This is a genomic window from Benzoatithermus flavus (assembly GCF_037908215.1).
In the GTDB taxonomy this organism is placed as follows: Bacteria; Pseudomonadota; Alphaproteobacteria; order Geminicoccales; family Geminicoccaceae; genus Benzoatithermus; species Benzoatithermus flavus.
The window spans coordinates 159,564-185,315 of the sequence record NZ_JBBLZC010000008.1; the positions used below are offsets into that span (position 1 = coordinate 159,564).

Below are 25,752 nucleotides of genomic sequence, written 5' to 3' on the forward strand. Positions count from 1 at the left end.
GATTGCCGCCACGTCGGCGGAAACGGCCCCATCGCCGCGAGATCGCCGCTTCCCCGCCGGAGAGCCTGGTCTAGGATGTGACGATGTGGTGATCGTGGACAGGTCATGGCCGACGCCATCCACGGCCGAGGAAAAGGGAGCCTGAGGACTACGAGAGCCACGGTCGGGCAACCATCCGCACGGAGCCTGCATGGTAGCCGCCAGCAAGACCGCGACGGCAGCTCGCGCCTTTCCCGTGGCGCAGAGCAGCCTCGCCCTCGGCGCGCTCGGTGTCGTCTACGGCGATATCGGCACCAGCCCGCTTTATGCCTTCCGCGAGGCGCTGAACTCGGCCGGCACGGGCGATGCCGCCGTCCTCGGCGTGCTCTCGCTGATACTCTGGGCGCTCATCCTGGTCATCTCGGTCAAGTACGGCGTGTTCGTGCTGCGCGCCGACAATCACGGCGAGGGCGGCATCCTGGCCCTCCTGGCCCTGCTCAATCCCCGCCGCCCGAGCACGCACTGGCGTCATGCCTACGCGATCATGGCCGGCCTCCTCGGGGCCGGCCTGCTCTATGGCGACGGCGCCATCACGCCCGCGATCTCGGTCTTGAGCGCGGTCGAGGGCATCACGATCTACACCCCGCATCTCGAGAGCCTGATCCTCCCGATCACCGTCGCCATTCTCGCTGCCCTGTTCGCGGTGCAGCGGCAGGGTACGGCGCGGGTCGGCATCGTCTTCGGGCCGGTGATCCTGGTCTGGTTCATCGTGCTCGGGCTCCTGGGCCTCGGCGGGATCGTCCGCCAGCCGCACGTGCTCGCCGCCATCAGCCCGGCCCACGCGGTCGCCTATCTCGCCGACGCCGGGCCCGCGACCGCGCTCGCCGTGATCGGGGGCGTGTTCCTCGCCGTGACCGGTGGCGAGGCGCTCTATGCCGACATGGGCCATTTCGGCCGGTTCCCGATCCGTCTCGCCTGGTTCTCGGTGGTGCTGCCCGGCCTCGTGCTGAACTATCTCGGCCAGGGAGCGCTCATGCTGGGCGATCCGGCCGGGATCAGCAGCCCGTTCTACCAGTTGGCACCCGAATGGGCGCACTGGCCGCTCGTCGTGCTGGCGACCATGGCCACCGTGATTGCCTCTCAGGCGATCATCTCGGGCGCCTTCTCTCTGACCCAGCAGGCGGTCCAGCTCGGCTTCCTGCCCCGGATGCGCATCGTGCAGACCTCCCGCCACGAGCGCGGGCAGGTCTACGTGCCGTTCGTGAACTGGGGGCTCGGCCTGCTCACGGTCGGCACCGTGGCCGCCTTCCGCTCGTCGGACGCGTTGGCCGGCGCCTATGGCCTCGCCGTCTCGCTCCTGATGGTGATCACGACCGTGCTGACCGCGCTGGTGGCGCGGCGCTGGGGTTGGCGGCGCCGGACCGTCTACAGCCTCGTGGCCTTCTTCCTCGTGATCGACTTCGGCTTCCTCGCCGCCAACCTCGTCAAGATCGAACACGGCGGCTGGTTTCCCCTGCTCGTCGCCTCGGGCATCACCTTCATCATGCTCACGTGGTGGCGCGGGCAGCAGCTCGCCGAACAGGCGCGGGGTCCGTGGCGGATGTCCGCTGCCAGCTTCGAGGCGCTGCTGCAGGCGAACCCGCCGCATCGCGTTCCCGGCACCGCGGTGTTCCTGACCCGCTCGACCTCGAACATTCCACGTATCTTGGTACATCATCTCAAGCACAATCGGGTGCTGCACGAGCGGGTGTTCCTCGTCTCGGTCGTCACCGCCGAGGTACCGCGGGTTCCCCAGAAGCACCGGGCCGAGCACAGCGACGTCGCGTCCGGGATCTACCGCATCGTCCTACGCTTCGGCTTCATGGAGCAGCCGGACGTGCCCTGGGGCCTCATCCTGGCATCTTCGGCCCGGCAGTGCCCCGAGATCGATCCCAGCGAGGTGACCTACTATGTCGGCCGAGAGACGGTGATTCCTTCGGCGGCGCGGCCCGGCATGGCAGTCTGGCGCGAGGCGCTCTATGCCTTCCTGAGTCGGAACGCCGAGCTGTCGGCGGCCTATTTCGGCCTGCCGCTGGATCAGGTGGTCGAGGTCGGCATCCCCATCGAGATCTGAGAAGCCGCTGCGGGTGAGGAGCGGCTCGCGGCTTCGGCTCTTCGTGTGATCGCCGTCACAGCCGACAAGGCGGGCGGGAGCTAGAGCGCGAGCCTGTCGATGCCTTCGGTCCGCGGCCCGACGCACCCCAAGGGCCATCGAGGGCCAACCGATGATCGGGCGATGAGAAAGAAAAGGAACGAAACCGTGTCAGGGATCTCGCCACGCTGGCCACAGAAGACCCGCGAGCTGCACAACCACCACTTCGACTCGACCATCTGGAACGATTTCGTGTTCCGCGACGACGACATCGTGATCGGCACCTATGCCAAGTCGGGAACGACCTGGACCCAGCAGATCGTGGCTCAGCTCCTGTTCCAAGGGGCGGAGGATCTCCCGGTAGCCGAGATGTCGCCCTGGCTCGATCTAAGAGTGCCGCCCAAGGCGGTGAAGCTCGAGGCGGCCGCGGCCCAGACACATCGACGGTTCTTCAAGACACACCTGCCGGTCGATGCGCTCGTCTACTCGCCCAAGGCCAAGTACCTCTACATCGCTCGGGATGGCCGCGACGTGGTCTGGAGCCTCTACAACCACCACGCCAACGCCAACGAGCTCTGGTACCGGCTGCTCAACGACACGCCCGGCCGCATCGGACCGCCGATCGGCAAGCCGCCCGCGTCGATTCGCCAGTATTTCCTCGAATGGCTGGAAGGCGACGGCTATCCGTTCTGGTCGTTCTGGGAGAACATTCGCTCCTGGTGGGAAATCAGGGGGCTGCCGAATCTGCTGCTCCTCCATTTCGCCGAGCTCAAGGCGGACCTGCCGGGCCAGATCCGGCGCATCGCGGCGTTCCTCGAGATCCCGATCGACGAGCGGCGCTGGCCCGCGATCCTCGAGCACTGCAGCTTCGAGCACATGAAGGCCCACGGAAGCAAGAGCGTGCCGCTCGGAGGAGCCTGCTGGGATGGCGGCGCTCAGACCTTCGTCCACAAAGGCACCAACGGACGCTGGCACGACGTCCTCACCGAGGACGATTGCCGCCGCTACGAGGCGATGGTCCGCCAGCGGCTGGGCGAGGCCTGCGCCCACTGGCTCGCCACCGGCGAGCGGCTGGACAGAGACGCGTCGACGACGCACTGGAAACGGGATGCCATGGCGGCGTGTTGAGGATAGAGTACAGAGGAAGAGCCGGTCACTCCCCGGCCGGCCGGCAGAACACCTGCTCCATCTTGTGGATCAGGCTCGCTGGCGTGAAAGGCTTGGCAAGATAGGGAGCGCGCTTGAGGACCGGGTCGGCGAGGACGAGCTCGACATAGCCGGTGACGAGAAGGTACGGGATCGCCCGGCGGGCGAGCTCCTCGGCGATGGGCGTGCTGAGATGACCGCTCAGGTTGACGTCGAGCAGCGCCGCCTCGGGTGGCTGCCGATCGATCAGGCGCAACGCGGCGCCTACCGAGGGGGCCGGCCCCAGCACCTCGCAGCCGTGATCGAGAAGAATCTGCTCGATGGTCATCGCGATCAGCAGCTCGTCCTCGACGACGAGAATCCGCTTGCCCCTGAGGCAGGAGCCCGGCTCCGATGTCACGGCTTCTCGGCCCTTCCCTTCAGGCGTTTTTCGACCTCAAAGCGGGAACATCATATCCCATGTGACGCCTTCGGAAGCAAACGTGCATTCCGCCTTTCCCCCAAGATCGTAGCTCGTGGAGCGGCGGATCAGCTCGAGGCCGAAGCCTTCGGCCGGGCTCCCGGGGACGGGCGGGCCTTCCAGCTCGCGCCAGCGCAGCCGCAGATGCCCGTCCTCCTTCGTCCAGGTGATCTCGATCCGGCCGGTGGCGCCGACGAGCGCTCCGTGCCGCACCGCGTTGCTCACGAGCTCGTGGAGAACGAGGCCCAGCGCCAAGCCCTGTCGCGGACCGAGGAGGACCGATTCGCCCGTGATCTCCACCCGGCTGGCATTCCGGGTGAAGAGGGCGAGCTCGTTCTGGACGAGCGCGACGAGATCGATATGGCGCCATTCGCTGCGCAAGAGGAGATCGTGGGCGCGGGCGAGCGCGTGCAGGCGGCCCTCGTAGACCGAGCGGAACTCGGCGAGCGAGCGGCTGCGGACGAGGGTCTGGACCATGAGCGCCTGCACGACGGCGAGCGTGTTCTTGACACGATGGCTGAGCTCGGCCGTGAGCAGCCGGTGCTGCTCCTCGGCTTCCTTGCGCGCGTCGATGCTGCTGAAGGTGCCGACGGCGAGCACGATGCCACCGGAGACGTCGCGGATGGGAGCGGCGCTGATCTCGAGCTGGGTGATCGTCCCGTCGGCGCGCCGATGGAGCATCTCCTCGCGATCCACCGTCTCACCGTGCAGGATCGCGCGCATGATCGGGTGCTCCTCGCGCCGGTAAGGCGTGCCATCGGGATGGATCGCCCCGACCGGGACATCCTCGATTCCGTCGTTCGCGAAGGATGGAGGGTCGCCCAGGATTTCGAAGGCCTTGGCGTTGCAGAGCAGACGCCGGCCCGAGGGCGCCTCGACCAGGGCGACGCCGAGCGGCATCTGCTCGAGAACGGCACGGAGCCGGATCTCGTTGTCCTGAACGGCGCGGGCGACGGTCCGCTCGACCTCGGCCTGGTCGCGGAGCGCGATCTCGGCCTCGGCCAGCGCCTTGCGCAGCGTCTCGAGCTCCGCGATGGTAGCCTTGGGCACCGTCTCGACGGAGCCGCCGGCCGTGACGCTCCGGGCATGACGCGCCAGCGCCTCCACGGGCCGCAGCACACGCCGTGCCAGCGCCAGCGCCGCCGCCGCCGCCAGCGCCAGCAGCACGAGGCCGGCAAGGACGAGGCCGACCAGCGGCTTCTGCCAGCTGCTCTCGTAGGCGTCGAGCGGCTCGGCCACCGCGACCGTCCAATTACCATACGACAGGCGCTGGAGGGCCAGCGCCACCTTCTCTCCTTCCGGCGTGATGCCGACGACGATGCCATGAGACTCGGCGCTGGCCGCCGGATCGGCATACCAGGCAGGCGCCGGCTGTCCGGAGGAGCGGGGGCCGTCCCGCGAGTGGGTGATGATGGTTCGCCGGCTGTCGATCAGGACCGCGAAGCTGCCTCTGGACAGTTCGAGCCCGTGCAGGATCCGGGCGAGGCTGCCGGGCGAGAGCGGCATCGCCAGCACCTTGACCGTCTTTTCGTTGCGGACCACCGGCACTAGGACCGCCACGATCGGCTGACGCTTCGTGCGGCTCATGAAGACGTCGCTCACCAACGGGCGGCCGGTCGCGAACACCTGCGCCGCGGGGCCGGCGCTGGGCGCTTGCGGCAGCGGCGCGCCCTTGGGCAGCGCGGTGTTGGCGATCTGATGCAGGCTCTCGTCGAGCGCCACGATCCAGGTATCGAGCGCCTGCGCCACCTGCCTCGCCTGGGTGTCGAAAGCCGAAAGGTCGGGCTCGTCGAGAAACGGCGAGCTTGCAAGCGCGGTCAGGGTCGTGAGGTAGGCCTCGACCTCCTTGTCGAGCGCCAGGGCCACTGTGCGCGCCGTGCTCTGAAGCCGTGCTCCGGAGGCCTCGCCGTGGCTCCTGGCGACCTCGGTCACGGCCACGACGCCGAACAGAAGGGCCGGCACCACTACCGCGAGCACGAGCGCCAGGAGATGGGCGCGCAGGCCCAATCGCCGAGACGGACCAACCGGATGTCGCATGATGGAACATCGGGCCGCGCCGGGATCATCGGCCCATGATCGTCGTGACGCGACGCGCCGTGCACCGAAATCGGTCATGAGCCGAGCTTGCTCTGGCTCGAGATCGGCATCGCGCGATATTCTGCGTATTCCGATACGCAGATCGGCGCACGAATTGGCGCGGCTACGATGGAGATGCCAGGCAGAATCAAGCCTTCTCAAACCCGGTGGCGATGGATGCTTCGGCACCGGCTCCGGGAGACCCGGCCGGCAATACAAGCGGAAGCTGCACATCCGGGGTGATCAAATCAAGAGGTTTTATGATAATTCGATCCCAACGCGAAATCATTCGATGAAAAGTGAGATATGCGACAATATCGGCCTCGCCCGGCGCACGATCCGTAGAGCTTCTCCCGAGCACTCGAGATGGGTCGCCCAGGCTCGGGGACCGTTGCGGCCCCGGCAGCCTCGTCCTCGAGGGTATGGTACGAGCGGAAGCTCGAGCCCAGCTTCGCAGGTCGTAGCCTTGTGGGCGCGGCCGGCGCCGTAGCGGATGAGAAGCGAGCCTCATCGAGCAAACCCGGCCGAGCCGTCGTGCACGTGGCACCTGGAAGGATCGTCCGCCTGCGCCCACCCTGCCGGCCGCAGGCAAGGATCCGGCAAACGGCTCCGATGGCAGGGCCCGTGCCGACAGCGCTCCTGCCGCTCAGCCCCACAAGGTCGGGGTCGGCGGCAGGACCATGCTGTCGCGATAGACGAGGCCGGGCTCGCGGTCGCGGGCGAGCAGAAGCGGCCCGTCCAGGTCGCACCAGCGGGCGAGCTGGGCCAGGAGCACGGCCGGTGCCATGGCGAGGCTGGTCGCGACCATGCAGCCCACCATGAGGCCGAGGCCCAGCTCCTCGGCGCACATCGCCGTGCGCAGGCCCTCGGTGAGGCCGCCGGCCTTGTCGAGCTTGAGGTTGACGACATCGTAGCGGCCGGCGAGCCTCTCGAGGCTCGTCGCATCGTGGCAGCTCTCGTCGGCGCACAAGGGAACCGGCCGCTCCAGGCGATCGAGCCAGTCGTCCCGATCGGCCGGGAAGGGCTGCTCGATCAGCTCGACGCCGAGGCTCGCCAGCACCGGCGCCGCCTCGCGGTAGAGATCCGGCGTCCAGGCCTCGTTCGCATCCACGATCAGCCGTGCATCGGGGGCCGCGGCCCGCACCGCCGCGACGCGCGCCACGTCGCCCTCTCCCCCCAGCTTGAGCTTCAGGATCGGCCGGTCCGAAGCAGCCCTAGCCGCCTCGGCCATGCGCTCGGGCGTGTCCAGGCTCAGCGTGTAGGAGACCTCGAGCGGCTCGGGCTCGGGCAGGCCCGCGAGCCGCCAGGCCGGCAGGCCCGTCCGCTTCGCCTCGAGGTCCCACAAAGCGGCGTCCAGCGCGTTCCGGGCGGCACCCGCCGGCAGCAGCATCAGCAGCTCCTCCCGTCTCGCGCCGGCCTCGATCCGCTCCCGCACGGCCTCGATCATGGCGAGCGTCTGCGGTACGCTCTCCCCGTAGCGCGGGTAGGGACGGCACTCGCCGCGTCCCGTGATTCCGTCCTCCATGATCCCGACCACGACGAGCTCGACCGCCGTTACCGTGCCGCGGCTGATGGTGAAGCCGCCGCGCACGGGCCAGCTCTCGTGCCGCATCTCGAGCCGCCGGCGCATCACGGGAGACGGTCCACGATCGGCGCCACGCCGGTGGCGATCGGGTCCACGGCCGGCAGGCCGTACTCGGCCGAGAGCCGCGCGAGATAGTCTTCGCGCTCGCCCTCGGGCAAGTTCGCCGTGTTGATGCTGAGACCCACGAGCCGCACGTCGGGGTTGGTGAGGCGGGCACAGCGCAGGTTGAGCTCGATGCAATCTTCGAGCGACGGGAGCGGCTGCTGCGGCAGCCCGCGCATGTGACGTCGCGTGGGCTCGTGACACAAGACGAGCGCATCGGGCTGAGCGCCGTGCAGGAGCCCGAGGCTGACCCCGGCGAAGGCCGGGTGGAAGAGCGAGCCCTGCCCCTCGATCACATCCCAGTGATCGGGATCGTTCGCGGGCGTCAGCCATTCCACGGCACCCGAGATGAAATCTGCCACCACCGCATCGATCGCGACGCCTTCGCCCGCGATCATGATTCCGGTCTGGCCGGTGGCGCGGAAGTCGGCCTTCCAGCCGCGTGCGCGCATCTCGCGCTCGATCGCGAGAGCGGTGTACTTCTTGCCACAGGAGCAGTCGGTGCCGACCGTGAGCAGCCGCTTGCCGGGACGCCGCACGCCCGTGCCGGTCTTGAAGCGCTGCTTCGGATGGCGCACGTCGGTGAGCGTGCGACCGCAGCGGGCGGCGGCCGCCGCGATCGCCGGGAAGTCGCCCAGCCGCTGGTGCAGCCCGCTCGCGACGTCGAGCCCGGCCTCGAGCGCCGTCACGATCGTCGACACCCAGTGCTCGGCCAGCACCCCGCCCGAATTGGCGACCGCCACGATCATGGTGCGGGCCCCGCGCGCCCTGGCCTCGGCCGGGCTCAGCTCGGGCAGGCCGAGATCGGCCTTGCAGCCCGGAAGCCGGAGCTGACCCAGGCACCATGTCCGCCGCCATTCCAGGATCCCGTGCGCCGTCTTGGCGGCGAGCTGGTCACCGACATCGCCGAGGAACAGAAGATAGGGCGGCTGCATGGCGCTGGTCCGGCACTTGGAGCTCACGGGCGGGACGAAGCGTAGCAGCCGCGGGCAGCGCCGCAAGCCGCGGTGCTGCAGCCGCGCCGTGCGTTCAGCCGGCGTCGCTCGCGGCCATCGCCTCCTGCTCGCGCGCGAGCACGCGCTGAACCGCCGGCCGCGCGAGCAGACGCTCCCGGTGCGCCACGTAGTTCGGATAAGGTGAGAGATCGTAAGCGAACGCGTTCTTGGCCCAGTGGAGGAAGACGAAGAGATAGGCGTCGGCGACGCTGAAGCGGCCGAAGGCGTACTCCTTCCCGGCCAGCATGCGGTCGATCCGGGCGAGGTTCGCTTCCGAGGCCGCCCGCGCTCTCGCCACGAACCGCTCGCGCTCGGTGGCGTCGTCGATCAGGCGCGGGGCCGCGAACTGCTGCCCGAAGGCGGGATGCACCGACGAGGCGAGCCAGGCCAGAAGCGAGAGGAACTGCGCCTCCTCCATGGGCGAGGCGAACGACGGCAGCAGGCCGGCTTCGGGATGCGCCCGCCCGATCCAGGTCAGGATCGCGACGTTCTGGGTGAGCGGAACGCCGTCCACCACGAGCGTCGGCACCTGGCCGTTCGGGTTGATCGCGAGATACCAGGGCTCCTTGTGCTGCCCTTTGCGCAGGTACACGGGCCTGGCCTCGAACGAGGCGCCCGCCTCCTCGAGCGCGATGTGCGGCGCCATCGAGCAGGCGTTGGGGGAATAGTAGAGCGTGATCACGAGGACCGGCCTCCCTCACGAGGGTCTGCTGGCCGTTCTTATCCGGCGGACGCACCCGGCCGGCAAGCCGGTTTCCGGCCTCGGATGCGGTTGCACGGGCTGCCGACTTCACCTAAGGCGGAATGGGCTGCAAGCCCGGCGAACCGGACAACGAGGACACCATCATGCCCGAGGAGCTCGAGCCGAAGCGGAGAACACGGCTCACCCGCTCGATGCTGCTCACGGCTGCCTTGGCGGCGCTCGGCGCCTCCACTGCTGTCGTCGCCGCGCAGCCCGGCTCCGAGACCATCTACGGCCACGACGATCGCGTCGAGATCTTCACCCTCGCCGGCGCCAGAGCCAGGGTCGCCCGAGACACGGTAGCGCTCGTCGACGCCGGCTCGATCCGCAACAACGGCAACGGCACCTCGACCCTGCTCGGGCCGACGCTCCGGATCAGGGAGGACCTGTGCCCCGGTCAGCGCTTCGCCAGCCAGCCGGCGATCGCCTTCTGCTCGGGTGTGCTCCTCACCCCCACCGTCGTCGCCACCGCCGGTCACTGCGTCAGCCGCGAGACCCTGGCGAGCATCCGCTTCGTGTTCGACTTCGCCATGCAGGACGCGACCCGCGCCCGCACCACGCTCCCCAATAGCAGAATCTACCGTGCCCGCCGCATCCTCGCCCGGCAGCAGAACGACCTCACCCGCAACGACTATGCCGTGATCCAGCTCGACCGTCGCGTCACCGACCGCCAGCCCGCAGCGTTCCGGCGCACCGGCCGCATCGCCACCGGCGCCGCGCTCTACGTGATCGGCCATCCCAACGGTCTGCCGGCCAAGCTCGCCGATCACGCTTCGGTCCAGGACAACACCGACCGGGTCTTCTTCACCGCCAATCTCGACACGTTCGCCGGCAACTCCGGCTCGCCCGTGCTCGAGGCCGCAACCAACCGGGTCGCCGGCATTCTGTCCACCGGCGATCCCGACTATGTCGGGACCTCCAGAGGCTGCAATGTCGTGAACGTCGAGCCCGATAGGCCCGGCAACGAGATCGTCACCCGTTCCACCGTGTTCGCTCCTTTCGTGCCGGTCGAGTGAGTACCGGCTGGCACCGCCGAGGCATTCATCGATGTCGTGCCGGTATCGAGGAGATGCCCGACGCAGCCGACGCGAACGCCGCTTCCCTCACAGCAGCCGCGTCTCACCGATCGCGAGCGTCCAGACCGCTTCCGGCTCGTAGCCCGCGGCCGCAGCCGCCGCACGGAAGCGCTGCGGCGGCTCGAACGGGGGCTCGTCCGTGAGCTGGATCGTACCCCAGTGCATGCCGCACAACCGGGCCGCACCCCAGTCCCGACCGAGCTGCACCCCTTCCTCCGGGGTGCAGTGCGAGCCCTGCATGAGCAGGCGCGGCTCGTAGGCGCCGATCGGCACGAGAGCCAGCCCCGGCCGTCGGAACGACGGCGCCACCTGCCGGAACACCGGCCCATAGGCCGTATCGCCCGCGAACAGGAGCGTGCGCCCGTCGCCGCTCTCGAGATGATAGCCGCACCAGAGCGAGCCGTTGCGGTCGAACAGGCCGCGCTTGCTGAAATGGATCGCCGGCACGGCCGTGACCATGAGCCCGCCCACACTCACCCGCTGCATCCAGTCCAGCTCCAGCGCTTTTGCGAAGCGCTTCGTGTCGAGATAGCGGCCGAGCCGGAGCGGCATGATCAGGGTGGTGCCCGCCGTGCCGAGGCGTGCCAGCGTGCACAGGTCGAGATGGTCGTAATGGTTGTGGCTGAGGAGGAGCACGTCGATCGGCGGCAGGCGCTCCGGCGAAAGGCCCGGACCGGCGAAGCGCTCGGGCCCGAACCGGGCGAAGGGCGAGGCGCGCTCGCCGAGGAAGGGGTCGGTCAGGATCGTCCGGCCCCCGAGCCGGATCAGGAACGAGGCGTGGCCGAGCCAGGTGATGCTGTCGTGGTCGCGGACCGCTTCCAGCTCGCGCAGCGCTTCGGCCTCGCTCAGCACGTGGCCCGCCGGCAGCGTCGGTCGGGACGGCTGCGGTCCGAGCCGGCGCAGGAAGAACCGCAGCCAGTCGCCCGTGGTGCCGCCGCGCTCGGGGCTGCCGGGCGGGTTGCGGAACGTGCCGTCCGGCAGGTGATGCCAGGGACGGGAGCCCGCGGCCGCTGCGCTCGCGGCAGCCGTTCCGGACCGGCGCGGCCACGAGGAGAGGGCCGCCGCGAGGCCGGCGAGCAGGCGTCGGCGCGCCTCGGATCGTGGCGCATCGAAGGCGGAACTGTCGGTATCGTCAGCCATGAGCAGCGAGATGGCTCGTATCGTCGGACTTGGCCAGAGAGGGTAATCGGGAACCACCGCTCCGTCTTGAAACGATCACGTGGTTGGAGTAACTCCGCTTGTGAATTCGCTCATCTCGCTGGTCATCTGCACAGAGGAGACCGGAATGCTGCGAATCGGCCGTCCCGATCCTCTAAGTCCTCGCTTCTGATGCGCGGGCCGGACGCCATGCTGCCTCTGTCCGCGTTCCCGGCCCTGGTCCTCAACGCCGATTACCAGCCTCTGTCGTACTATCCGCTTTCCCTGTGGAGCTGGCAGGATACGATCAAGGCGATCTTTCTCGACCGCGTGGCAGTGGTGAGCCATTACGATCGCGTGATCCATTCGCCCGGCGCCGAGTTTCGCCTGCCTTCGGTGGTGGCCCTCAAGCAGTACATCCCGCAGGACCGCCGACCACCCTTCACCCGCTTCAACGTCTTCCTGCGCGATCGCTTCACCTGCCAGTATTGCTGCCAGTCCTACCCCACGCACGAGCTCACCTTCGACCACGTGGTCCCGCGTTCGCGTGGTGGCCGGACCTGCTGGTCGAACATCGTGACCGCCTGCACGCGCTGCAATCTCCGGAAAGGCAACCGCCTGCCTCAGGAGTGCGGCATGCATCCGGTATCCCGGCCTCTGGTGCCGACGGCGCATCAGCTCCGCCTCAACGGTCGCGCCTTTCCGCCGAACTATCTGCACGAGTCCTGGCGCGACTATCTCTACTGGGATGTCGAGCTCGATCCGTGAGCGGGACGTGCTGCCGCGGAACCGAGGCTCGGCCGGGCGGATTTGAGAAGCGGACGAGCGTGTGGCGACGGCGCTGGCCGACCCGGATTCCGGCGCCGTGGAGCGGAAGCCATGTTGGTCGAGCTGGCGGTGCTGGTGCTGGTCGCCTCCATCCTGTCTTCGATTCAGCTCGCGCGCCGCGAGGCGCGACTCAGGGCCGGCTCCCCGGCCTGGACCGATCTCGCCCGCATCACCGGCCAGGCCGACCCGCGAGCGCTCGTCCGCCTGCCGGGTGTCTCTCGGTCGAGCGACGGATCCTTGCGCTTCGATCCGGCGCTGCGTGATGCCCTTCCCGTTCACCTGACGGGCTCGCTCGTCGAGCATCCCCTGGGCCACGGCCTGTCGCTGGCGCTCGCGGTCGCCTGTCTCGGCAACGCGCTCGAGGTCGGAAGCATGCCGCGGCTCGCGGCCGTGCTCCTCGTCGGAGCCGCCTGCTACCAGCTCCTGGCCCGCCTCTACGCGTTCGTGGTTTGGGTCGAGGCCCGTACCACCTTCTGACGGAGACCTCTGCGCCACGGTGTCTTGACACCCAGAAGCGCAGTCGCGAAGCTCAGACGATGAAGCCCGGGTCAGAACCACGGGCCGGTCCAGCGGCGAGGGAGGCCGATTCACCGGCGTGGTCGGTGCCGTTCCTCCGCGCGCCAACGACGATCGGGGAGTAGGCATGCAGCTAAGTCGCGAGGATCTGTTGCGGGCGTATCGGCAGATGCGCACGATCCGGGAGTTCGAGGAGCGGGTGCACGAGGAGTTCGCCGCCGGCAACATCCCGGGCTTCGTCCATCTCTATGCCGGCGAGGAGGCCAGCGCCGTCGGCTTCTGCCTGCACCTCACCCAGAAGGACTACATCGCCTCCACCCATCGCGGCCACGGCCACTCCATCGCCAAGGGCTGCGACGTTCGCGGCATGATGGCCGAGATCTTCGGCAAGAAGGAGGGCCTGTGCGGCGGCAAGGGCGGCTCGATGCACATTGCCGACCTCGCCATGGGCATGATGGGGGCCAACGGCATCGTCGGCGGTGGTCCACCCCTCATCTGCGGTGCGGCGCTCACCGCCAAGACCCTCAAGACCGGCGGGGTCGCGATCGCCTTCATCGGCGACGGCGCCTCCAACCAGGGCACCACGCTCGAGAGCTACAACCTCGCCAAGGTCTGGAACCTGCCCGCCATCTTCGTCGTCGAGGACAACGGCTACGCCGAATCCACCGCCTCCTCCTGGTCGGTCGCCGGCAGCCAGCTCGGCCGGGCCGCCGGCTTCGGCATGCCCGGCTACGAGGTCGACGGCCACGACTTCTTCGCCGTCCACGAGGTCGCGCGCGAGGTGATCGAGCGCGCCAGGAACGGCGGTGGCCCCAGCCTGGTCCATGTCCGCTTCGCCCGCTACTACGGCCACTTCGAGGGCGATGCCATGACCTACCGTCACGTCGACGAGGTGCCCCGCATCCGCGCCGACCGGGACTGCCTGAAGCTGTTCCGCCAGCGCGTGATCGAGGCGGCGCTCTTGAATCCCGAGTCGCTCGATGCCGTCGACCAGGAGGTCCGGTCCCTGATCGACGAGATCACGGTCGCGGCCAAGTCGGCACCGCCGCCGACCGAAGCCGACCTCCTCACCGACGTCTACGTCTCCTACTGAGGGCAGCAGCCATGGCCAAGAAGAGCTACCGGCAGGCGATCAACGAGGCGCTGCGCCAGGAGATGGAGCGCGATCCGCGGGTCATCCTCATGGGCGAGGACGTCGCCGGCGGCATGGGTGCGCCCGGCGAGGACGATGCCTGGGGCGGGCCCTTGGGCGTCACCAAGGGGCTGATGCCGAAGTTCGGCCGCGAGCGCGTGCTCGACACCCCCATCACCGAGAGCGCCTTCATCGGTGCCGCGGTGGGGGCGGCGGCCACCGGCCTCCGGCCCGTGGCCGAGCTGATGTTCGTCGACTTCATGGGAGTGTGCTTCGACCAGATCTTCAACCAGGCCGCCAAGTTCAAGTACATGTTCGGCGGCAAGGCGGTGACCCCTCTGGTGATCCGCACCATGTACGGTGCCGGCTTTCGTGCCGCCAGCCAGCACAGCCAGTGCCTTTATCCGCTGTTCACCCACATCCCGGGCCTGAAGGTGGCGTTGCCCAGCAACGCCTACGAGGCCAAGGGTCTGCTGATCCAGGCGATCCGCGACGACGATCCCGTCATCTTCTTCGAGCACAAGGCCATGTACGACGAGGAGGCGGAGGTGCCGGACGAGCCCTACACCATCCCCTTCGGCGAAGCCAACGTCACCCGCGAGGGCGATGACGTCACCATCGTCGCCTTCGGGCGGATGGTGAACTTCTCGAACCAGGTCGCCGACAAGCTTTCGAAGGAGGGGATCTCCTGTACGGTGGTCGACCCGCGCACCACCTCGCCTCTGGATGCCGAGACCATCCTCGAGACCGTGGGGGAGACCGGCCGGCTGGTGGTAGTGGACGAGGCGCACCCGCGCTGCTCGCTGGCGACGGATATCGCGGCGCTCGTCACTTCGAACCTGTGGGGCAAGCTCAAGGCCGCACCCCAGCTGGTGACCGCTCCGCACGCGCCCGTGCCGTTCTCGGCCGCGCTCGAGGACCTCTACATCCCGAGCCCAGGGAAGATCGAGGCGGCGGTGCGCGCCGCGCTCGGGGCGGACATGGCGAGGGCGGCGGAATGAGCGACGCCATCCAGACCATCGTCATGCCCAAATGGGGCCTCGCCATGCAGGAGGGGCTGCTCGCGGCATGGCATGTCGAGGAGGGGCAGGCGATCGAGAAGGGCCAGGAGATCCTGGACATCGAGACCTCGAAGATCGCCAACGTGTTCGAGAGCCCGGTCAGCGGCAAGCTGCGCAAGAAGGTGGTGCGCGAAGGCGAGACCACGCCCGTAGGCGCGCTCCTGGGCGTGGTGGCGGACGATTCGGTTTCCGATGCGGCGATCGAGGCCTTCATTGCCGATTTCCAGGCCAAGTTCGCCGAGGCGCAGGCGGCGAGCATAGCCAGCGCCGGCCCCGAGCCGGCGTTCGTCGAGGTGGCTGGGCGGCGCCTGCGCTACCTCGAGATGGGCGAGGCCGAAGGCGTCCCGGTGGTCTTCGTGCACGGGTTCGGAGGTGATCTCAACAACTGGCTGTTCAACCAGCCGGCCATCGCGGAGAAGCACACCACCTACGCCGTCGACCTGCCGGGCCATGGCGGCTCGAGCAAGGAGGTAGGTGCCGGCACGGTACAGGCCATGTCGGAGGCCCTGCTCGGCTTCCTGGCGGCACTGGGCGTGCACCGGGCACATCTGGTGGGGCACTCGATGGGCGGTGCCGTGGCCTTGAACCTCGCCCTGCACCATCCCGAGCACGTCGCCTCGGCGACGCTGATCTGCTCGGCCGGGCTCGGGCCCGACATCTCGATGGACTACATCGACGGGTTCATCGCCGCCAACCGGCGCAAGAAGATGGAGCCGGTGCTGCAGATGCTGGTGGCGAATCCCGATCTCGTGACCGGAGAGATGATCGAAGATGTCCTCAAGTACAAGCGCCTGGACGGGGTCGAGCAGGCGCTCAAGATCATGCGCGAGGCCCTGTTCCCGAACGGGCGCCAGGCGCTGGTGCTCAAGGGACAAGTGGACGGCGTGCGGCATCCCGTGCAGGTGATCTGGGGGGCAGAAGACCGGGTGGTGCCGGTCGCGCACGCCGAGGGCCTGCCGGCGAACGTCAAGGTCACGATCCTCGAGGGGGCGGGGCATCTTGCGCACATGGAGAAGGCGCAGGAGGTCAATGCCCTGATCGAGGAGATCGTCCGAAGAGCCGGCTGAGACCGCCATGCCGCCGCGCCGCTTTCGGTGCGGCGGTCCTTCATCCGCCTGGCGAGCGACCCGTCCGACCTGTACGATCCGGTCGATGGTATTGCCGGCGGCATCGTTCCATCCGTCGCCATAGCCGCCTCGGCTGCGACCGTATCGGTGCCCGGCATGGCGGCGTCCACCACCGTCGTGCCGAGCGATGCCGCGCGCCACATCGTCGTTCCCGTGGTCTGCATCGCGATTGCCCTCTGACGGCCTGCCACCGATCGGAAGGCCAATTCCGTGCGCGCCGTCACCAAGCGGTCGTGCTCGGCCCCGTTCTCGCCGTTCCGGACGTTTTTCTTGCGCCTGCGCGATTGTCCCGATCGTCGGCATGGACCACTTCGTGACCATCGACCCGGCATATCCCGTGCGACGTGCTCCAGCATCGTCGTGCCGGCAGGGAGGACGAACCCATGATCGACATGCGCAGCATTCTCGGCGGCCTCATCGATGCGGGGCTTGCACCTTCCACATCGCAGCGGATCGAGCATGCGCTGAAGACACCTCAGGCCGACGGCGGCTCGCTCCTGAGCCGGATCACCGCTGCAGCCGGTCAGGCGGCGAGCGACACCAAGCAGCAGGCGCAGGCCGGCAACCCGGTCGCCATCGGCGGGCTCGGCGCTCTCGCCGGCGCCATCCTCGGTGGTGCCAAGGGCTCGGCGGCGCGCGGGGCGCTCGGCGGCGCAGCCCTGGCGCTCCTGGGCCAGATCGCCTATCAGGCGCTCCAGGGACGGCTCCCCGGCGCCGCGGCCGGCCGGTCCGGAGCCGGTGCCGCGGGAGAGGATCTGCCGCTCGGTGTGCGCGAGCCGAAGACCCCTGGGGAAGAGGCCGTGCTGCGCAGCCGGAGCCAGATCCTGCTCCAGGCCATGATCAATGCCGCCAAGGCCGACGGCCAAATCGACGGTCGGGAAATGGACCGGATCCTGAGCAAGCTCGACGAGGCCGGCGCCGATCAGGAGGCCAAGGACTTCGTCCTCGCCGAGATGCGCCGACCGCTCGATCTCGAAGGGCTCGCGGCCCAGGTCGAAGCGCCCGATCTCGCCGCCGAGGTCTATGCCGCCTCGCTGCTGGCGATCGAGGTCGACACCCCGGCCGAGCGCTCCTATCTCGACCGCCTCGCCACGACGCTCGAGCTGACCCCGGCGGCGCGGCAGCACATCGAGAGCGTGCTCGGCGTGAAGGCCGCCGCCGTCTGAGACGTCGCGTTCACGGCTGCGCACCGGCACCCGAGCAGCGGGGTGTCGCAGAGGGCCATCATGTTCTTGTCGCGGCAAGCGCTGCAGAAGACAATGCGGGATCGGTGATCTCGAGCGGACCTCGCGTCGATGCTGCATCCGATTCTCGCTGCCATCGCAGCCCCCGTCGCTGCGCTCGGCCGGGGGCCGGCGGGCGGTCTCGTCGTCGAGGCGGTGAACGAGCCTCTGGCGCATCTTCTCGGCTGCGCGCCCGACGATCTCGTCGGATCATCGTTGGAGCGCATCCTGCCGACGCTCGCGACCGTGTCCCCCGGCAGCGAGGAGGAGGTGACGCTGGGGCCGGAGGCGCTGCCTTACCGTGCCGTCGTCCGGGCGATGCCGGATGCTCTCTCGGAACAATCCTTGCTTCTGGTCACGTTCGTTCGTGACGACACGGCCGAGCGACGCCTGCGGCGGGCGCTCGCAGCGGCCGAGCTCGGCATATGGGAAAGCGACATCGCCACGGGCCGGGTGCGCTTCGATCCGATCTGCCTCACCCGCCTGGGCCGGGACCCCGGCGATGGCGCACGGGATCTTCCCGAGCTGGTCGAGCTGATCCATCCGCACGACCGTATCCGGGTCCGCGACCTCTACGAGCAGTGCTGCCAGGGCGAGCGGCCGCAGATGTGGCTGGAATACAGGGTGCGCCGCCGCGACGGTACATATGCCTGGATCGAAGAGCGTGCGACCGTGGCCGAGCGCGCCGCCGACGGCCGGCCGGCGCGCATCGTCGGCCTGTCGGCGGACATCACCGCGCGCAAGGAGGCCGAGCTGCGGCTCGAGCATCTGGCGCTTCACGATCCGCTCACCGGCCTGCCCAACCGGCGAGCGCTCGCCGAGGCGCTGGACCACGCCATCGCCCGCGCCCGGCGCACGGGCCAGCCGGTCGCCGTGCTGGTGCTCGATCTCGACGGCTTCAAGGCGGTCAACGACCGCCACGGCCACCCGGCCGGCGATGCGGCGCTCGTCGAGGTGGCCGACCGGCTGCGGCGCACGGTCCGCCGCAGCGACATCGTCGCCCGGCTCGGCGGCGACGAGTTCGCCGTGGTCGCGGGCGAGCTCAAGGGCCCGGCCCCGGTGCTGCGCCTCGCCCGCCGCATCGTCGCGGCGCTCACGACCCCGATGCGGCTCGAGGCTGCCGAGGTGCCGATCGGGGTCAGCATCGGTGTCGCGTTCTTTCCCGGCGACGGCGAGACACCCGAGGACGTGCTGGGCCATGCCGACCGGGCGCTCTATGCGGCGAAGCGTGACCGGGCCGGCTGGCGCTTCACCGCCGAGCTGCCGGCGGACTGAAGCCGCCTCACCTGCCGCTGCTCAGAGCTCGAACGACTCGCCCGGTGTTGCGACGTGCACCCGGCCGCGGGTGACGCGGCGCTCGAAGTCCTCGGGCTGGCCCGTGAGCAGGCCGAACGTGCCCCAGTGGATGGGCACGATCAGCTCGAGGTCGAGGAGCTCGTTGCAGGCGATGGCGGCGGTCTCGGGGCCCATGGTGAACCGGTCGCCGATGCAGATCAGGCCCACCTTCGGCCGGTAGAGCCGCTGGATCAGGGCCATATCCGAGAACAGAGCCGTATCGCCCGTATGATAGATCGAAATGCCGTCGGCCTGGATCACGAACCCGGCGGGATCGCCCATGGTGACGGGCGCGCCGTCCCTGATGATCGCCGAGCTGTGGAATGCCGGCACCATGCAGTAGCGCACCCCGCCGTGCTCGATGCAGCCGCCCGTGTTCATGGGCTCGAGCTTCTCGACGCCCTGCCCGTTCACGTACATGCAGATCTCGTACTGGGCCACGACGGTGGCGCCGTATTTCTGCGCGAGCCGCGCCGTGTCGCCGAGGTGGTCCTCGTGGCCATGAGTGACCACGATCGTGTCGACCCTGGCGACACGGTCCTCGTAGCCCGCGGGGAAAGTCGGATTGCCGGTCCAGAACGGGTCGATCAGGATGCTCTGCCCCGACGCCGTCTCGAGATGGCAGGCCGAATGGCCCAGCCAGGTCAGCCTGTTCGCCTTGCCCATGGATGCCTCCGTCATCGTTGCCGCTTCCTCATAGCAGGCAGCCCGCAGGCATCCCATCCCCACAGCCACCCGGTATGGACGAAAGCCGATCGTCATTAATGAACGGGCCGTTTTTGTTAACCTCTCGGGTGAGGTACACCTCGGGAGACGTCGTCATGCGCCGCTATCTGCTTCTGCTCGCCCTCGCCGCCCTGCCGGCGCCCGCGTTCGCCGGGGGCGCGGCGCCGGCCGCCGGCGCGGCCGCGATCCATCGCGGCGGCAGCGGGAACGGGCCATCGGCCGTGCCGGTCTATCGAGGGAGCGCTGCAGCGCCGGCACGGCGCCTCGCCGAGGCGGTGCCCATGCCCGAGGCCATCGTGGGCGGTCGAAATGTCTGGCTCGTCCAACATGGCGAGGGTAAGCTCACGGTTTGCCGCGTGGTCAGGACCACCACCATCGGTCGCGAGCGGATCCGTTGCGCGAGCGGGCGGTTGCCGGCGGATTAGGCCGGCGGCTACGGAGCATCGGCCCGGGTCAGCAGGTGCTCGGGCGCGACGGTTCGCGTAGTTCTCCCGAGCACGCATCGGACGTAGTGATGCAGACAGGACACGGCGACATCGACGATACTCGCAGGGTTCGGGCGAGATGACCTGGTGCCGGATCCCCGTTCTCTCCCGGAGTGCATAGTACGATGAAGAAGATTCTATGGAGTGTGTGCTGGCGCGGTCTCGAGGAGCATTACCCGAACCGGCAGGACGCGCTGGACCGTTGGGACCAGCTCATTGCCTTGGGCATCGAAGCCGAGCTGTACGAGGTGGAAGCCGGCGAGAGACGCAAGCTGCGATGACCCGCTGCGGCGCTCGAAGCTGCGTCAGCGCGCGGCCGGATCGCCCGATGGCGAGCGCAGCGACCGTTCCGGCCTGGACGGCTGGGTGAGAAGGGCGACCCGGTTCATGAAGGCGGCATCGTCGCCGCGGGCGAGAAGCGGTGCCGCATCCGCGATCGCATCGAGCAAGGGCTCGAGCCAGGTCTGCTCGACCTTGTGAAAGTCGGACAACACGTGGCCGATCACCCGGTCCTTGTGGCCGGGATGGCCGATGCCGATCCGTACGCGCTTGAAGTCCTTCGAACCCAGGCAGGCGTCCGTGCTGCGCAGGCCGTTGTGGCCCGCCGTGCCGCCGCCCAGCTTCACCCGCACCTTGCCGGGGGCGAGATCGAGCTCGTCGTGGAAAACCACGATATCCGCAAGCGGCAGCTTGTGGAACCGGGCCGCCTCGGCGATCGAGCGCCCGGATTCGTTCATGAAGGTCTGAGGCTTCAGGAGCAGGACCCGCTCGCCGTCGAGCAGCCCTTCCGCGAGCTGGCCCTGAAAGCGCGTGCGCCACGGCCCGAAGCCGTGGCGGCTCGCGATCCGCTCGACCGCCATGAAGCCGACATTGTGGCGCTGGCGCGCGTAGCGCTCTCCCGGATTGCCGAGCCCGACGAAGAGCTTCATCGAGAGAGCGCTCGCACTCGCGTCAGCTCGCCGGGCCGGCCTCGCCGGTGGCGGCTTTGGTCTCGGTCGCGACGGTCGGCGGCACGATCGAGCAGATCGTGAAGTCGCGATCGGTGATGGTCGGCCGCACGCCCGCGGGCAGGGTGACTTGGCTGATGTGCACGGAATCGCCGATCTCGCGGCCGGCGAGGTCGATCACGATCTCGCCCGGGATCCCGTCGGCCGGGCAGACCAGCTCGAGCGTGCGGCGGACGATGTTGAGCACACCGCCCCGCTTCATGCCGGGCGACTGATCCTCGTGCACGAACCGCACCGGCACCTCGACCGTGATCGTCGCACCGGTCTCCGCGCGCAGGAAATCGACGTGGAGCGGATCGTCGCTCACCGGATGGAGCTGCACCTCGCGCGGCAGGACCTTGAGCCGCTCGCCGCCGAAATCGAGCTCGAACACCGTGCTGAAGAAGCGCGGATTCGTACCGAGCTCGCGCTTGATGTCCTTGAAGGGCACCGCCAGGGGGACGGGCTCGCTCCGGCCGCCATAGACAATGGCCGGGATCTTGCCCTCGCGCCGGAGCGCTCTTGCCGGGCCCTTGCCCGACTTCTCCCGCCGCTCTGCCGAAAACACCGTTGCCATGATCGCTCCTTTCGCCCCTCCGGCACGGCACCCCATGTGCCGCCCCGGACAGATCGTCCACACGAAAACCGAAAAGCTCAGTCGAACAGGCTCGAGACCGAGCTCTCGCTCGAGATCCGGCTGATCGCCTCGCCGATGAGCTGGGCCACCGAAAGCACCCGGATCTTCTCGGTCACCCGGACACCCTCGGTCGCCCGGATGGTGTCGGTGATCACGAGCTTCTCGAGGTTGCTCGCCGCGATCCGGGCCACCGCTCCCGCCGAGAGCACGCCGTGGGTCACGTAAGCCTGGACCGAGACCGCGCCCGCATCCAAGAGCGCGTCGGCCGCATTGCAGAGCGTGCCGCCGCTGTCGACGATGTCGTCGACCAGAACGCAGCGCATGCCCTTGACGTCGCCGATCACGTTCATGACCTCGGACACGCCGGCACGCTCGCGGCGCTTGTCGATGATGGCGAGGCCCACGTCAAGCCGCTTGGCGAAACCGCGCGCCCGAGTGACGCCGCCTACGTCGGGCGAGACCACCATGAGATGATCCTTGCCGACATTGTTGATGATGTCCGGCACCATCAAGGGCGCGGAATAGAGATTGTCGACCGGAATGTCGAAGAAGCCCTGGATCTGGCCGGCGTGCAGCTCCATCGTCAGCACGCGGTTGGCACCTGCCGTGGTGATCAGGTTGGCCACGAGCTTGGCCGAGATCGGCGTGCGGGGGCCGGGCTTGCGATCCTGCCGCGCATAGCCGAAATAGGGGATGACCGCCGTGATCCGCCTGGCCGAGGCGCGCCGGAGCGCATCGATGATGACCAGGAGCTCCATGAGATTGTCGTTCGCCGGGTAGGACGTGGACTGGATCACGAACACGTCCTCGCCACGAACGTTCTCGTGGATCTCGACGAACACCTCCATGTCGGAGAAGCGGTGCACGACCGCCTTGGTCAGCTCGACCCTCAAGGAAGCGGCGATCGCCTCGGCCAATGGCCGATTGCTGTTACCGGCGAGTAGCTTCATGGAGCAAAACCTGTGCGGTGCAGGACGAGCGGGCGAGAAGCGGGCAAGCTTCTAGCAGCCGAGGGCGGCCAAGTAAACGTCCGGAGCCCGACATGTCGCACCTCCGGGTCACGAGGCAGCGAACTCGCATATCCGCTCCTCCTGCGCTCTATTCGCATGGAGGTTGCGCCTCATCGCGAGATCGCCCATGACCCGAACCGCTTCTTTCTCGCCGGACCTACGCCGCTTCGTGATCCTGTTCGAGCCCGAGGCAGCCTGCCGCGAGCGCCTCGCGGCGCGTGGCGTGCCGGAAGAGGTGGCGAGCGAGATCGCGTGCTATCTGGCCCAGGCCACGGACCTCGCCGCCCTGATCGAACCGATCCGCCGGGCCTTCGCCGCCATCGGCGTCGAGGTCGTAGCATATCCCCTCGATGCGCACCCAGTCTGGCTTCCGCTCTTCACCGACCCCGAGCGGCAGCACACTCTCCTCTGGTGCCTGACCGACGGCTTCGCCTACTATCGCGGCAGCTTCGTCTCCGCCGTGGCGGGTCTTCTGGACGTGCCCCAGTTCGGCAGCCCGCCCGCGGCGCAGCATCTGTGCCAGGACAAGTTCCGCTGCTTCGCCCTGGCCAAGGCCTTGGGCATCGACACCCCGCCCACGGTCCTGGTCGAGAACGGCGTGCCCTTGAGTCCGCCGGAGGCTCTTCCCGAAGGTGCGCCCTTGTTCGTAAAGCCCAACACGCTGGGGGCGAAGCTCGGCATCGGGAACGACAGCCGCGCCGCAGACCTCGCCGAGGCGCTCGAGCTCACCCGCCGCATCCACGCCCGCTACGGTGATCGCGCCCTCGTCCAGAGCTACATTCCCGGCCGGGACGTGCGGGTGAGCTTCATGGATCTGGGCGGGCCCCGAGCCCCGCTCGGGATCTATGCCGTCGACACGGGTTCCACACGGGGCTTTCCCACGCTCGCCGACTCCTTGCGCATGACGACGATGCGGGAAGCGGGAACGAAGGAGGGCCTGTCGCTGCGGGTCGAGGACCTGCGCCGTGATCCTGCTCTCGCTCCCTCGATCGCGAAGCTCGAGGCGGCCGCCCGTCGCCTCGCCGATGCGGCGGGCCTGCGCGATTACTTCTCCTTCGACTTTCGCCTGGACGAGGATGGAAGGCCCTGGTTCCTCGAGCTCGAGGTGTGTCCGGCGGTGACGATCTACGACTTCCTCACCTATCTCCGTGACGCGCATGGCACCGACCTGCCGGGAGCGCTTGTCCGGGCTGCGCCCTCGGCTTTCGCCCGCCGGGCACGTGGAGGGTGATACCCGCGGCATCTTGCGCCCGGCGGGCCCGCCTCACCAGCTCACCGGCACCAGATCCGGCCCCACCACGTGATCGTCCCCACCCGGTTCCTGTGTGGCACCCTTGTCGTGCGTGAAGTGGGCCGCGTACCAGACCACCACGTCGGCGCCGTTGATGGACTCTCCGTTCACGAACCGGTTCAGCCGGGCCTGCGCTGCGCCCTGCACGATGTTCACGCCATCGTCGATCTCTCCGGGCCGGTAACGCAGGAGCCAGACATCGCCCGCCGGGAACGGCCAGTCCCGCGATGCTCTCGCCCGCCCGTCGGTTCTGTTCGGCCGGATCTCGTACATGGCGCGGAGATTGCGGTTGCCCACCCGCCAACGGCGGGCGAAGGCGGCATCGCGGAACACCGTGGTCTCGTTAGGAACCGTCCGCCAGGTTCCACTGTCGAGCTGCTGGACGAAATTGCCGTTGGGAGAACCGATATCGAAATCGAGCCGCCAGTAGGCATGATGGTGGTGGACGTTGCACACGCAGCTATCCGCCACGGCGGCGAAGCCGAAGCGCGGCCTGATCGTGCCGTCGACGTTCAGCGTCCATTGGCTGAGATAGCGATACCAGCCTGCCTCGAGCTCGGCCATCAGCGTGACCTCGTCGCCGTTGACCCAGACGGCGGTGCCGAGGAAGTTGCCGGTATCGGTTCCGCTCTGGAGGATCGTGCGCGGGGCGCTCGAGGCGCGCCGGAAGCCCGGTGCCAGGTCCACCCCGCTCGCCTGCAGCATCCCCTCCTCGTACAGCCAGTCCCGGTAGGGCCCGCAGACATCCCGGTCGTACTTGACGTTGAGGATGGGCATGTGCGCCCGCTTCAGCACCTTGCGGCCGCGATAGACGACGTCGCGGAGCTCGATGCCGCTGCCCCGCAGGCCCGAGGAGGAGGACGGGCGCACGATGGTAAGGGTCCAGTAGACCGTGCTGCCCGATCGGATCGTGAGATTGTATTGGCCGGGAAAGCCCTGCCCCGTGGAGTCTTGCCCGGCCGCGGGCGGCGCGCCGCACACCGAGCCCCTCGCGACGGCACCCGCCGGAGCGCGGGCGGCGAATCGCTGCACCGAGCGCTCGGCGAGATCGGCAGCGACGATCTCGTAAGTCTCGTCGAGGCGGCGCGGCAGCACCGGCAGGAGGCCTACCGTCACGAGCCGGTGCCGCCCGTTCCTGCCGCCCTTCATGCACGGAGGCATCGGCCGGGTCGCAATCAGCTCGCCCGCCCGCAGCCGCGGACCGATATCGGGATGGCGCAGGAGAAGGTCGCGCGCTTCCGCCCACTCTTCCCACGAGGGAATCAGCACCTCTTTCGTCTCGAACACGCGGTCCGGCCTGACGTTGCCCAGCGGCCCCTCGAGCACCAGCGCACGCTGGCCGTCATAGTCGTAGACGCGTGCGCGCCAACGCCTCGCCGACGGCGCACGCTCGGCGACCGACTTGCCGTTCTCCTCCGGATCGACCTTCATCACGCTGATGACACGCAGGTTCCGCGCTCCGGGGCGTACCTCTCCTCCGAGGGCAGGACCAGTCGGAGATCGCAGTGCTGCCGCGACCGCATTCAGCTCTGCCTGTGCCGTGTCCACGGCGGCCACATCGACCTGCAGCCCTCTTCCGGCTGCTTCGGCCCCCATCTGCGCTCGGGCCGATGAGGCCCCGATCCAGAACAGGCCGCCCACGGGTACGGCCGTCCCGGCAGCCAGCACCTGCCGGCGGCTGAACCCACGCCCGCCACCCCGATCCCGCGTGCTCATGATCGCACCCCCGCCATCGCTGCTCGCTCAGCGCCTGCTGCGCACGGCCTGCAAGCAGCCCGTATCCGAAGATCCTCTTGCTGCGGAGAGAGAAGACGTCGAAATACCTGCTCCCAAGAAATGCTTGGGACTATTCATGCGCGCTCCTCCGGCAGGATACGCACGGCATATCCCGCAAGAATGAATTCGGATGAAGGCTGTAGATTCTGACTTTTCAGTCAGTATTGTTCTTTTTGTTAACGATCTTACG

The 25,752-nt window shown here is 68.6% G+C and carries 25 protein-coding genes; 14 read left to right on the top strand and 11 right to left on the bottom strand.

The annotated features are described in order from the left end of the window. Window positions 1–190 precede the first annotated feature (190 nt). Together U1T56_RS10370 and U1T56_RS10375 are read left to right on the top strand one after the other, a co-directional pair. A complete protein-coding gene (locus U1T56_RS10370; protein WP_418159393.1) occupies window positions 191–2,092 on the top strand; it encodes a potassium transporter Kup in 1,902 nt (633 codons plus the stop codon). Between the two features lie 186 nt (window positions 2,093–2,278). Next, window positions 2,279–3,238, top strand: a complete 960-nt coding sequence (locus U1T56_RS10375) for a sulfotransferase domain-containing protein (protein ID WP_418159394.1) — start codon at window positions 2,279–2,281, stop codon at window positions 3,236–3,238. Between the two features lie 25 nt (window positions 3,239–3,263). Here the strand turns inward: U1T56_RS10375 and U1T56_RS10380 are convergent, their stop codons facing one another. From U1T56_RS10380 to U1T56_RS10400, 5 genes are all read right to left on the bottom strand, one after another. Continuing rightward, a complete protein-coding gene (locus U1T56_RS10380) occupies window positions 3,264–3,656 on the bottom strand; it encodes a response regulator (protein ID WP_418159395.1) in 393 nt (130 codons plus the stop codon). A 36-nt stretch (window positions 3,657–3,692) separates the two neighbouring features. Then, a complete protein-coding gene (locus tag U1T56_RS10385; protein ID WP_418159396.1) occupies window positions 3,693–5,753 on the bottom strand; it encodes a sensor histidine kinase in 2,061 nt (686 codons plus the stop codon). Between the two features lie 685 nt (window positions 5,754–6,438). Further along, window positions 6,439–7,422, bottom strand: coding sequence for an N-acetyl-D-Glu racemase DgcA (dgcA, locus tag U1T56_RS10390; RefSeq protein WP_418159429.1), 984 nt, complete (start codon window positions 7,420–7,422; stop codon window positions 6,439–6,441). After that, window positions 7,422–8,414, bottom strand: coding sequence for an N-acetyltransferase DgcN (dgcN, locus tag U1T56_RS10395; protein ID WP_418159397.1), 993 nt, complete (start codon window positions 8,412–8,414; stop codon window positions 7,422–7,424). The genes dgcA and dgcN overlap by 1 nt, the downstream gene beginning before the upstream one ends. 94 nt (window positions 8,415–8,508) lie before the next feature. After that, a complete protein-coding gene (locus U1T56_RS10400; protein ID WP_418159398.1) occupies window positions 8,509–9,156 on the bottom strand; it encodes a glutathione S-transferase family protein in 648 nt (215 codons plus the stop codon). 164 nt (window positions 9,157–9,320) lie between these two features. Between U1T56_RS10400 and U1T56_RS10405 the strand changes: the two genes are divergently transcribed. Further along, a complete protein-coding gene (locus tag U1T56_RS10405; RefSeq protein ID WP_418159399.1) occupies window positions 9,321–10,232 on the top strand; it encodes a trypsin-like serine peptidase in 912 nt (303 codons plus the stop codon). Window positions 10,233–10,319: 87 nt separating this feature from the next. Here U1T56_RS10405 and U1T56_RS10410 read toward each other — a convergent pair whose 3' ends face one another. Beyond that, the gene (locus tag U1T56_RS10410; RefSeq protein WP_418159400.1) at window positions 10,320–11,432 is read right to left on the bottom strand and encodes an MBL fold metallo-hydrolase; all 1,113 of its coding nucleotides are present in this window, start codon (window positions 11,430–11,432) and stop codon (window positions 10,320–10,322) included. A 207-nt stretch (window positions 11,433–11,639) separates the two neighbouring features. On the opposite strand from U1T56_RS10410, the gene U1T56_RS10415 reads away from it, so the two are divergent. The 8 genes from U1T56_RS10415 (at window position 11,640) to U1T56_RS10450 (ending at window position 18,591) form a co-directional block, all read left to right on the top strand. After that, on the top strand, window positions 11,640–12,197 hold the full coding sequence (locus tag U1T56_RS10415; protein ID WP_418159401.1) for an HNH endonuclease: 558 nt from the start codon (window positions 11,640–11,642) through the stop codon (window positions 12,195–12,197). Between the two features lie 111 nt (window positions 12,198–12,308). After that, on the top strand, window positions 12,309–12,734 hold the full coding sequence (locus tag U1T56_RS10420; RefSeq protein ID WP_418159402.1) for a hypothetical protein: 426 nt from the start codon (window positions 12,309–12,311) through the stop codon (window positions 12,732–12,734). A gap of 166 nt (window positions 12,735–12,900) precedes the next feature. Further along, entirely contained in the window at window positions 12,901–13,866 is a 966-nt protein-coding gene (locus tag U1T56_RS10425; RefSeq protein ID WP_418159403.1) for a thiamine pyrophosphate-dependent dehydrogenase E1 component subunit alpha, read from the top strand. An 11-nt stretch (window positions 13,867–13,877) separates the two neighbouring features. Then, window positions 13,878–14,906: an alpha-ketoacid dehydrogenase subunit beta gene (locus tag U1T56_RS10430; RefSeq protein ID WP_418159404.1), complete on the top strand. Its 1,029-nt coding sequence runs from the start codon at window positions 13,878–13,880 to the stop codon at window positions 14,904–14,906. Then, window positions 14,903–16,033, top strand: coding sequence for an acetoin dehydrogenase dihydrolipoyllysine-residue acetyltransferase subunit (locus U1T56_RS10435; protein WP_418159405.1), 1,131 nt, complete (start codon window positions 14,903–14,905; stop codon window positions 16,031–16,033). The genes U1T56_RS10430 and U1T56_RS10435 overlap by 4 nt, the downstream gene beginning before the upstream one ends. 27 nt (window positions 16,034–16,060) lie before the next feature. Next, window positions 16,061–16,273 carry a hypothetical protein gene (locus tag U1T56_RS10440; protein WP_418159406.1) on the top strand — a complete coding sequence of 71 codons (213 nt, stop codon included), beginning with the start codon at window positions 16,061–16,063 and terminating at the stop codon, window positions 16,271–16,273. A gap of 203 nt (window positions 16,274–16,476) precedes the next feature. Then, window positions 16,477–17,259, top strand: coding sequence for a tellurite resistance TerB family protein (locus U1T56_RS10445; RefSeq protein WP_418159407.1), 783 nt, complete (start codon window positions 16,477–16,479; stop codon window positions 17,257–17,259). Between the two features lie 129 nt (window positions 17,260–17,388). Continuing rightward, the gene (locus U1T56_RS10450) at window positions 17,389–18,591 is read left to right on the top strand and encodes a diguanylate cyclase domain-containing protein (protein ID WP_418159408.1); all 1,203 of its coding nucleotides are present in this window, start codon (window positions 17,389–17,391) and stop codon (window positions 18,589–18,591) included. Between the two features lie 21 nt (window positions 18,592–18,612). On the opposite strand, the gene U1T56_RS10455 is transcribed toward U1T56_RS10450, so the two are convergent. Further along, entirely contained in the window at window positions 18,613–19,332 is a 720-nt protein-coding gene (locus U1T56_RS10455; protein ID WP_418159409.1) for a metal-dependent hydrolase, read from the bottom strand. 140 nt (window positions 19,333–19,472) lie between these two features. Between U1T56_RS10455 and U1T56_RS10460 the strand changes: the two genes are divergently transcribed. Together U1T56_RS10460 and U1T56_RS10465 are read left to right on the top strand one after the other, a co-directional pair. Continuing rightward, complete coding sequence (locus U1T56_RS10460; protein WP_418159410.1) at window positions 19,473–19,802, top strand: hypothetical protein; 330 nt, start codon at window positions 19,473–19,475, stop codon at window positions 19,800–19,802. 185 nt (window positions 19,803–19,987) lie between these two features. Next, window positions 19,988–20,143, top strand: a complete 156-nt coding sequence (locus U1T56_RS10465) for a hypothetical protein (protein WP_418159411.1) — start codon at window positions 19,988–19,990, stop codon at window positions 20,141–20,143. Window positions 20,144–20,167: 24 nt separating this feature from the next. On the opposite strand, the gene pth is transcribed toward U1T56_RS10465, so the two are convergent. From pth to U1T56_RS10480, 3 genes are all read right to left on the bottom strand, one after another. Continuing rightward, complete coding sequence (pth, locus tag U1T56_RS10470) at window positions 20,168–20,791, bottom strand: aminoacyl-tRNA hydrolase (RefSeq protein WP_418159412.1); 624 nt, start codon at window positions 20,789–20,791, stop codon at window positions 20,168–20,170. A gap of 22 nt (window positions 20,792–20,813) precedes the next feature. Next, complete coding sequence (locus U1T56_RS10475) at window positions 20,814–21,425, bottom strand: 50S ribosomal protein L25/general stress protein Ctc (protein ID WP_418159413.1); 612 nt, start codon at window positions 21,423–21,425, stop codon at window positions 20,814–20,816. 77 nt (window positions 21,426–21,502) lie between these two features. Next, the gene (locus U1T56_RS10480; protein ID WP_418159414.1) at window positions 21,503–22,435 is read right to left on the bottom strand and encodes a ribose-phosphate pyrophosphokinase; all 933 of its coding nucleotides are present in this window, start codon (window positions 22,433–22,435) and stop codon (window positions 21,503–21,505) included. A 187-nt stretch (window positions 22,436–22,622) separates the two neighbouring features. Between U1T56_RS10480 and U1T56_RS10485 the strand changes: the two genes are divergently transcribed. Then, window positions 22,623–23,726, top strand: a complete 1,104-nt coding sequence (locus U1T56_RS10485) for a D-alanine--D-alanine ligase family protein (protein WP_418159415.1) — start codon at window positions 22,623–22,625, stop codon at window positions 23,724–23,726. A 33-nt stretch (window positions 23,727–23,759) separates the two neighbouring features. Here the strand turns inward: U1T56_RS10485 and U1T56_RS10490 are convergent, their stop codons facing one another. After that, complete coding sequence (locus tag U1T56_RS10490; RefSeq protein WP_418159416.1) at window positions 23,760–25,502, bottom strand: hypothetical protein; 1,743 nt, start codon at window positions 25,500–25,502, stop codon at window positions 23,760–23,762. Window positions 25,503–25,752: the final 250 nt, after the last annotated feature.